Origin of the sequence: Streptomyces sp. NPDC058685 (genome assembly GCF_042714725.1) — a bacterium.
Taxonomy (GTDB): Bacteria; Actinomycetota; Actinomycetes; order Streptomycetales; family Streptomycetaceae; genus Streptomyces.
The window spans coordinates 1-7,693 of record NZ_JBHXSL010000104.1 but is presented as its reverse complement, the minus strand read 5'-3'; the positions used below and the strand labels follow the sequence as shown (position 1 = coordinate 7,693).

9 protein-coding genes are annotated in these 7,693 nt (G+C 69.3%); 4 read left to right on the top strand and 5 right to left on the bottom strand.

Annotation, left to right across the window (positions count from 1 at the left end; genetic code table 11):
- Positions 1–366: 366 nt before the first annotated feature.
- Positions 367–1,008 (bottom strand): DNA-3-methyladenine glycosylase, encoded by a 642-nt coding sequence (locus ACFWU3_RS36195; RefSeq protein ID WP_384445839.1) that lies wholly within the window; start codon positions 1,006–1,008, stop codon positions 367–369.
- A gap of 75 nt (positions 1,009–1,083) precedes the next feature.
- On the opposite strand from ACFWU3_RS36195, the gene ACFWU3_RS36190 reads away from it, so the two are divergent.
- The 3 genes from ACFWU3_RS36190 (at position 1,084) to ACFWU3_RS36180 (ending at position 3,116) form a co-directional block, all read left to right on the top strand.
- Positions 1,084–1,866: a sporulation protein gene (locus tag ACFWU3_RS36190; protein WP_313947164.1), complete on the top strand. Its 783-nt coding sequence runs from the start codon at positions 1,084–1,086 to the stop codon at positions 1,864–1,866.
- A 51-nt stretch (positions 1,867–1,917) separates the two neighbouring features.
- Positions 1,918–2,454, top strand: a complete 537-nt coding sequence (locus ACFWU3_RS36185; protein ID WP_384445837.1) for a YbhB/YbcL family Raf kinase inhibitor-like protein — start codon at positions 1,918–1,920, stop codon at positions 2,452–2,454.
- Between the two features lie 152 nt (positions 2,455–2,606).
- Positions 2,607–3,116 (top strand): HNH endonuclease, encoded by a 510-nt coding sequence (locus tag ACFWU3_RS36180; protein WP_384445835.1) that lies wholly within the window; start codon positions 2,607–2,609, stop codon positions 3,114–3,116.
- Positions 3,117–3,170: 54 nt separating this feature from the next.
- On the opposite strand, the gene ACFWU3_RS36175 is transcribed toward ACFWU3_RS36180, so the two are convergent.
- From ACFWU3_RS36175 to ACFWU3_RS36160, 4 genes are all read right to left on the bottom strand, one after another.
- Positions 3,171–3,938, bottom strand: a complete 768-nt coding sequence (locus tag ACFWU3_RS36175; protein ID WP_384445833.1) for a sulfite exporter TauE/SafE family protein — start codon at positions 3,936–3,938, stop codon at positions 3,171–3,173.
- A 77-nt stretch (positions 3,939–4,015) separates the two neighbouring features.
- A complete protein-coding gene (locus ACFWU3_RS36170) occupies positions 4,016–4,948 on the bottom strand; it encodes an SPFH domain-containing protein (RefSeq protein ID WP_313947160.1) in 933 nt (310 codons plus the stop codon).
- A 91-nt stretch (positions 4,949–5,039) separates the two neighbouring features.
- The gene (locus ACFWU3_RS36165; protein WP_384445831.1) at positions 5,040–5,468 is read right to left on the bottom strand and encodes an NfeD family protein; all 429 of its coding nucleotides are present in this window, start codon (positions 5,466–5,468) and stop codon (positions 5,040–5,042) included.
- Between the two features lie 212 nt (positions 5,469–5,680).
- Complete coding sequence (locus ACFWU3_RS36160; RefSeq protein ID WP_384445829.1) at positions 5,681–6,472, bottom strand: ABC transporter ATP-binding protein; 792 nt, start codon at positions 6,470–6,472, stop codon at positions 5,681–5,683.
- A 135-nt stretch (positions 6,473–6,607) separates the two neighbouring features.
- On the opposite strand from ACFWU3_RS36160, the gene ACFWU3_RS36155 reads away from it, so the two are divergent.
- Positions 6,608–7,387, top strand: a complete 780-nt coding sequence (locus tag ACFWU3_RS36155) for a hypothetical protein (RefSeq protein ID WP_384445827.1) — start codon at positions 6,608–6,610, stop codon at positions 7,385–7,387.
- The last annotated feature ends 306 nt before the right edge of the window (positions 7,388–7,693 follow it).

The following is a 7,693-nucleotide window of genomic DNA, read 5'->3' as shown; positions in this document are numbered from 1 at the left end:
CTGGCGTTGACTTTTGGCACGCTGTTGAGTTCTCAAGGAACGGACGCTTCCTTTGTACTCACCCTCTCGGGCTTTCCTCCGGGCGCTTCCCTTCGTTTCCAACCTTACCAGACTCTTTTTCCGTTCCGTTTCCGGTGTGGAATTCGATCCAGTGGCCGTTGGAAGGCCTTTTGCCTTTCGGCACATTCACTACGTTAGCCGATTCCCTTGGCTACTCATAATCGAGTCACCGGGGCAGAATTTCGGCATGCCGAAATCGAACCCGTTCCGGGTTGGTCGTCTGTAGTGGGTGGCCGCTTCAGGTTGCTGAACAGCAGGACCTGTCTCAAGCGGCTCGGGCTACGTTAGGCGTCTCGGGAGGCCGAGTCAAGTTGCCCTGCGGCGCGGCGTGTGTGCCCGGTACGGGCTCACCGTGGGGTCGCCGTCGATCCAGAAGCGCCACGGATGGTGGGCCCCGTCGCCGCCGACGCCCGTGCGCGGACCGTTGCGGACCTGGTCAGGGGCGGGCGCGGTGCCGGGAAGCAAGGTCAGGGGTGAGTGGCCGTCGGCGCAGAAGTCCGCGCCGTTGAGGGTGCGGTCGACGTCGAGTGCCGTGGCCAGACGGGCCGGGCCCTTGGCCAGTTCTCTGTCATGACGGGCCGAGATTCGACGTTTGCGGGCGTGCTCCGCGCCCACCAGTACCTCACCGGCGCGCAGCAGGACACCGCCGGCGCGGCCGACCGGGCCGCACACCACATTGAGGCAGTGCCACATGCCGTAGGTGAAGTAGACGTAAGCGTGACCGGGCGGTCCGAACATGACGTCGTTGCGCGCGGTGCGTCCGCGGAAGGCGTGGGAACCGGGGTCGAGCTCCCCCGCGTACGCCTCCACTTCGGTGATGCGCAGTTCGATGGGCCCGTCGTCGTGGTGGCGTGCGAGGGTGCAGCCCAGGAGTTCGGGTGCGACCTCCAGTACAGGGCGGTCGAAGAACTCCCGCGACAACGGCGTACGGTCGGGGCTCTCGATCATGGCGTCCGAGGGTACCCGGGGAACCGGCTACGGTCGTGGCGCGTATGTAGGGGTCAGGACCTAGAAGGAGTGGACATGGGCTTCAAGAAGCTGCTCGCGAGCATGGGCGCCGGGGGCGCCTCCGTCGAGACAGTGCTCACCGAGGAGAACGTCGTACCGGGCGGGGTCGTCCAGGGCGAGGTGCGCATCCAGGGCGGTTCGGTGGACCAGCAGATCGAGGGGCTGTCCGTCGGACTCCAGGCGCGCGTCGAGGTCGAGGGCGGTGACCAGGAGGTCAAGCAGGACATCGAGTTCACCAAGCAGCGTCTCGGTGGCGCCTTCGAGGTGAAGGCCGGCGCGGTGCACGTGGTGCCGTTCGGGCTGGAGATTCCGTGGGAGACGCCGGTGACGAGCGTCGCCGGTCAGCAGCTGCGCGGGATGAACATCGGTGTGACCACGGAGCTGGAGATCGCGCGCGCCGTGGACTCGGGCGACCTGGACCCGATCAATGTGCACCCGCTGCCGGCGCAGCAGGCGATCCTGGACGCGTTCATCCAGCTCGGCTTCCGCTTCAAGAGCGCGGACATGGAGCGCGGGCACATCCGGGGCACGCGTCAGCGGCTGCCGTTCTACCAGGAGATCGAGTTCTTCCCGCCGCAGCAGTACCGCGGGCTGAACCAGGTCGAGCTCACCTTCGTCGCCGACGACCGCGAGATGGACGTCATCCTGGAGATGGACAAGAAGCCGGGCCTGTTCAGCGAGAGCAGCGACTCGTACAAGGCGTTCAAGGTGGGGCACCACGACTTCCAGTCGACCGACTGGAGTGCATACCTCAACCAGTGGCTCGCCGATGTCGGCGGCCGGCGCAACTGGCTCTAGGGTCGGATCCGACAGAGCAGTCGGCAGGACAGCCGTATCGGAGGTTCAGACGTGACCGAGCTCAAGAGGGCGCCCCTTCCGCACGACTTTCATCCCGAGGTGCCGTCGTTCACGGTGGTGAGCGACGACATCGAGCCGGGGTCGGTGCTGAAGGATGCCCAGGTCTACGCGGCGGGCAACACCTCGCCGCAGCTGCGGTGGGAGGGCTTCCCGGCGGAGACCAAGAGCTTCGCCGTGACGTGCTTCGATCCGGACGCGCCCACGGGCAGTGGTTTCTGGCACTGGGTGGTCTTCGACATTCCGGCGTCGGTCACGGAACTGCCGGCGGGTGCGGGCAGCGGGAAGTTCGAGGGGCTGCCCGACGGCGCCGTTCAGGTCCGCAACGACTACGGGTCGCGGGACTTCGGTGGTGCGGCTCCGCCGGCCGGTGAGAACCACCGCTATGTGTTCACCGTGTACGCCGTGGACAGCGAGAAGCTCGGGCCGGACGCGGATGTCTCGCCCGCGGTCGTGGGCTTCAATCTGCGGTTCCACACGATTGCCCGTGCACAGTTGATCGGTGAGTACGAGGCTCCCGCGGAGCACTGACCGTTCGCTTGTTGTTTGCCCTGCCCTGGTCTTGGAGAGATCAGGGCAGGGCATCTTTTATTGCGTTGTCCATCTCGGCGCGCCCGGCCAGAGTTGATCCAAGCCCAGAGCCCGCCGAACAGGGCCGGGCCGGTGAACGGGAGGTGGGCGGGATGCGGGACACGCTGGTACTGAATGCGAGCTTCGAGCCGCTGTCGACGGTGACACTCAACCGTGCGGTCGTGCTGGTGCTCCAGGACAAGGCCGTCGTCGAGCAGGCCCACCCCGGACTCCGTGTGCGCGCGGCCGCGGTCGATCTGCCGGTGCCCCGGGTGATCAGGCTCTGCAGATACGTACGGGTGCCCTTCCGAAGACAGGCACCGTGGTCGAGACGGGGTGTGCTGATACGGGACCAGCACCGGTGCGCGTACTGCGGGAGGCGGGCGACGACCGTGGACCACGTGGTGCCGAGGTCGCGTGGCGGTGCGGACAGCTGGCTGAACACGGTGGCCTCGTGCTCCGAGGACAACCACCGCAAGGCGGACCGTACGCCGGAGCAGGCGGGGATGCCGCTGCTGCACCAGCCGTTCGTGCCGTCGCCGGCCGACGCGATGCTGCTGGGCATGCGGGCCGGTGAGCGCGCCGAGCTGCCGCAGTGGCTGGCGGCTCAGCCTGCCGCGTAGGCGGCGGAAGGATGTGGGAGCCCGTCCCGGACGACCGGGGCGGGCTCCGGTGTGTCAGCGCAGCACCAGTTGGACGATGGCGGCGCTGCCGATGACGACGATGAGGGCGCGGATGGCGGCCGGGGGCAGCCGTCGGCCGATCTTGGCGCCGACCTGGCCGCCGATGGCGGAGCCGACGGCGATCAGCAGCACGGCCTGCCAGTCGAAGTGGGCGACGAAGAGGAAGAAGATCGCCGCGACGCTGTTGACGACGGCGGCCAGGATGTTCTTGACGGCGTTGAGGCGCTGGAGGCTGTCGTCCAGCAGCATGCCCATCAGGGAGAGGTAGATGATCCCCTGGGCCGCGGTGAAGTAGCCGCCGTAGACGCTGGCGAGCAGCAGTCCGGTGCGCAGGAGCGGGCCGCCGTCGGGGCGGGCGCGGGTGCCGTGGCGCTCGCGGTGGCGCTGGACGGCCTTGGCGATCCGGGGCTGGAGGACGACCAGGACGAGGGCGATCCCCACGAGGACCGGCACGATCGTCTCGAACGCCGTGGACGGCAGCGTCAGCAGGAGTACGGCTCCGCTGACGCCGCCGATCGCGGCCACGACGCTCAGCCGCAGGACGCGCTTGCGCTGACCGGTGAGTTCGGCGCGGTAGCCGATGGCCCCGCTGACCGAGCCGGGGATCAGACCGAGGGCGTTGGAGACGGTCGCGGTGACCGGAGGCAGGCCGGTGGCGAGGAGCACCGGGAAGGTGATCAGCGTGCCCGAGCCGACGATGGTGTTGATGGTGCCGGCGCCGATGCCCGCGGCGAAGACGGCGAGCATCTCCCAGATGGTCACGCTGTGCCCTTCGCTGATCGGTGCCTGTTGCACCGATCATGCCCGATGCCCTGCCCGTGTCCGAGCGGGGGTGCGCGTCAGCTCACGGGGGGCTCTTCGCGCCGCTCCTTGCCGGTGTTGAATCCGGGGCCTCCGCCGCTGCCCAGGTTTCCGAAGGCTCCGGACAGGCCCTTGAGGGCGTCGCCGATCTCGCTGGGCACGATCCAGAGCTTGTTGGCATCGCCCTCGGCGATCTTCGGGAGCATCTGGAGGTACTGGTAGGAGAGGAGCTTCTGGTCCGGGTCGCCGGCGTGGATCGCCTCGAAGACCGTGCGGACGGCCTGGGCCTCACCCTCGGCGCGCAGGGCGGCCGCCTTCGCCTCACCCTCGGCGCGCAGGATCGCGGACTGCTTCTCACCCTCTGCCGTGAGGATCTGCGACTGGCGGATACCTTCGGCGGTGAGGATCGCCGCGCGCTTGTCACGGTCGGCGCGCATCTGCTTCTCCATCGAGTCCTGGATGGAGGTGGGCGGCTCGATGGCCTTCAGCTCGACGCGGTTGACGCGGATGCCCCACTTGCCGGTGGCTTCGTCGAGGACACCGCGCAGGGCCGCGTTGATCTCCTCGCGGGAGGTCAGGGTCCGCTCCAGGTCCATGCCACCGATGATGTTGCGCAGGGTGGTGACGGTGAGCTGCTCGATGGCCTGGATGTAGCTCGCGACCTCGTAGGTCGCGGCCCGGGCGTCGGTGACCTGGTAGTAGATGACCGTGTCGATATTGACCACCAGGTTGTCCTGGGTGATCACCGGCTGGGGCGGGAACGGCACGACCTGTTCACGGAGGTCGATGCGGTTGCGGATGGAGTCGATGAACGGGACGACGATGTTGAGACCCGCGTTCAGCGTGCGGGTGTAGCGCCCGAAGCGTTCGACGATGGCTGCGCTGGCCTGCGGGATGACCTGGATCGTCTTGATCAGGGCGATGAAGACCAGCACCACCAGAATGATCAGGACGATGATGATCGGTTGCATCGTGTTCCCTGTGCCCTTCGCTGCCGGATGGTGGAGATGATCGAGTTTCCCAGAACTGGGCCTGGGGTGTTGGGCGTTCGGCTTCGTTCCGTCACATCACGACCGCGGTCGCGCCGTCGATCTCGACGACGTCGACCTGCTGGCCGGCCTCGAAACTCATACCGGCGTCGAGGGCGCGTGCCGACCAGACCTCACCGGCGAGCTTGATGCGGCCACCATTGCCGTCAACTCGCTCCAGGACAACCGCCTGACGGCCTTTCAGTGCGTCGACTCCACTGGCGAACTGGGGGCGTTGAGCCCGATGCCGGCTCGCGATCGGCCGTACGACAGCGATGAGGGCCACCGACACCACGGCGAACACGAGGACTTGGGCGACCGTGCCGCCGCCGAGTGCCGCGACGACGGCCGCGGCGACCGCTCCGGCGGACAGCATCCCGAATTCGGGCATCGCCGTCAGAACCAGCGGAATGCCCAGTCCGACCGCACCGATCAGCCACCACACCCACGCGTCGATTTCCACATGGTCATGGTAGATCGGCAGGTCGTGCTCGGGACAGGGGGCGAGGCAGGTCGGCAGCGAACGGGCGGGCGCCGCTGCGGTGTTGGAGGGGCCGCGGTGGAGCGTGGGCCGCCGGGTGGTGCTGTCGGGGAGTGCCGTCCGACCGGGGCCGCGCGGCACAGAGCGGCCGCGGCGCCGTCAGCCGTCAGGCGCCAGGCGCCAGGCGTCAGCCGTCAGCCGAGCGGAAGACCCTGGGCCGTCCAGCGTTCGCCGTTGCGCTCGACGAGCAGCGGGAGACCGAAGCAGAGGGAGAGGTTGCGGCTGGTGAGCTCGGTCTCCATGGGGCCGGCGGCGAGCACCTTGCCCTGGCGGATCATCAGGACGTGGGTGAAGCCGGGGGCGATCTCCTCGACGTGGTGGGTGACCATGATCATGGAGGGGGCGTACGGGTCGCGGGCGAGGCGGCCGAGACGGCGCACCAGGTCCTCACGGCCGCCGAGGTCGAGGCCCGCGGCGGGCTCGTCCAGGAGCAGCATCTCGGGGTCGGTCATCATCGCGCGGGCGATCATGGTGCGCTTGCGCTCGCCCTCGGAGAGGGTGCCGAACCTGCGCTCCAGGTAGTCGGTCATCCCGAGCCGGTCGAGGAAGGCGCGGGCGCGCTCCTCGTCGACGGCGTCGTAGTTCTCGTGCCAGGTGGCCGTCATGCCGTACGCGGCCGTGAGGACCGTCTCGAGCACGGTCTGCCGCTTGGGCAGCTTCTCGGCCATGGCGATGCCGGCCATGCCGATACGGGGGCGGAGCTCGAAGACGTCCACGCCGCCGAGGCGCTCGTCGAGGATCCTGACCGTGCCGGTGGTCGGGAAGAGGTAGCTGGACGCGATGTTCAGGAGGGTCGTCTTGCCGGCGCCGTTGGGGCCGAGGATGACCCAGCGCTCCCCCTCCTTGACCGACCAGGAGACGTCGTCCACCAGAGCGCGTCCGTCGCGGACCACGGATACGTCCACCAGCTCCAGTACATCGCTCATGAGCGCGTTGTCTCCCCATGCAATCGTCTTGAGGTCATAGGGGGCTTTTATGCACCTGTGGGCACAGCTCCCAGGGAAAACCTACGCCACCGGCCGGGTACCCCCGCCCCCCGGCCCGGTCCCTAGGCTGGGTCCATGCTTTCGGAACCACGCTCAGGACGACTGGCGGCATGGGGAAACGCCCTGTTGGCCGGACTTGTATCGCCGGACGACGCGGCTCTCGCGATCGTCGGCGAGGACGCGGTGCACCGGGTGGAGGGGCTTCCGGGCGAGGCGGGGCCCGTCGGGCTCACCCTGGCGCTCGGACGGCTGCGCGGGCTCGGGGTGACCGGCTTCCGGGTCGCGCTGCCCGCGCCGGGGCATCCGCTGGGACTCAGCGGGCCGCCCGCCTTCAACGCTCGGGCGCTCGACGCGGAGGAGGCCGTCGTCGGGTACGGCGCGGCATACGGGCTCGTGCCGGAGGTGTCCGAGGCGGGGCCGGCCGGCGATGTGCACGTCGAGGTCGTCTGGCGCTGCCTGGAGGTACGGGAGGCGCCGCCGGCGGACGTACCGTCGCTCGGCGAGGCGGAGCGGGAACTTGCGGAGGCGCTGCGGGAGGCGACGGAGGTGCTGTCACGGCTCGATGTGGCGGCGTCCGGGCCGGTGGCCGAGGCGGCGATCGACGCGTACCGGGCCCGGGCGGACCGAGGTGGGGAGACGCTCGCGCCCGGGTATCCGCCGCGGGCTGCGCGGGTGTTGGAGCTGGCTCAGCGGATCGCGCTGCTGGTCTCGGTGGCGTACGAGAGGGGGCACGGGGGTGCGGTGAGCGCGTCCGAGATGGCGGCGCGGGGTGAGGCGCTGCGGCCGGTGGAGAGGGTGGCGCGGCGGGCGCAGGTGGCGGCGTACAACGCGTATGTGGAGGAGCGGGAGCGGTAGGGGTTTTGCCGGGGCGTGCCCCGTGCCCCTGTCTGCGGGGCGTGTGCCCCGTGCCCCTGGGTGTGCGAGGGCTTGGGGTGGGGCGGGTGGTGCGGCCCGGCTTCTTCACGGGGCTCCGCCCCGGACCCCGCGCCTCAAACGCCGGCGAGGCTGAGTGTTGGTGCCCCAGCACGCCGACAATGAAAGGGCGCCTCGGGTACGGCAGTGGTGCGGCCCGGCCCGTACGCGGGGCTCCGCCCCGGACCCCGTCGGCGAGGCTGAGTATGGGTGCCCCAGCACGCCGAGATGAAGAGGCCGCCTCGGGGG